This window comes from Candidatus Nanopusillus massiliensis, from assembly GCF_920984865.1.
Genome location: NZ_OV100765.1, coordinates 138,184 through 138,835, shown reverse-complemented (window position 1 = coordinate 138,835; position 652 = coordinate 138,184). Strand labels below are relative to the sequence as shown.

Genomic DNA, 652 nt, shown 5'->3' with positions numbered 1-652 from the left:
TAGTAGTAATATTAGATTTAATGGCTGGATATACAATCATTATATTTAAAATTATTACAATTATATTTCCCAATANAGGTATTTTACCAATTCTTAATAATATTATATCTGCAATAATATAAAATAAACGCCAGTATGCAAATAATGTTAAAGACTTCTCAGCATCTATTAATAATTTATTTACTTTTCCTAATGTATATNCATAAATACTATATAATAATTATAACTAAATTATTCCACCAACTATTATTATAATTATACCAATATTTATTCCTAAAAGAACATATGTAAAAGTTTGGAAATTAGATAAACCTAATAATATTAATTTTTGTAGATTATTGATATTCAATATATTTGAAAAAGTTGATCCTAGCTGTATTAAAATACTAACTAATACTGCTAATATTATAGTTATACCAATAGAAAATAATAGATTTGGTATTAATAATGATAAAAATGATGTTTTATACTCTGGATTAATATTTTCTCCAGTAACTTTTGTATATTACCAATTAGCTAATCTTGGATAAAAATATGAAAATATAACTGGCACCTAATAATGGTAATAAAAATAATAAGCCAATACTATATAAAATAATATACCAAATTTTAAACTCTCTATTATATGATCCTTTATTAAATCAATAGGCTT

General features: G+C 20.2%; 1 protein-coding gene. It reads left to right on the top strand.

From position 1 onward, the window contains the following. The first annotated feature begins 338 nt into the window (after nucleotides 1-338). Nucleotides 339-530 (top strand): hypothetical protein, encoded by a 192-nt coding sequence (locus LUA84_RS01070; RefSeq protein ID WP_231434030.1) that lies wholly within the window; start codon nucleotides 339-341, stop codon nucleotides 528-530. The last annotated feature ends 122 nt before the right edge of the window (nucleotides 531-652 follow it).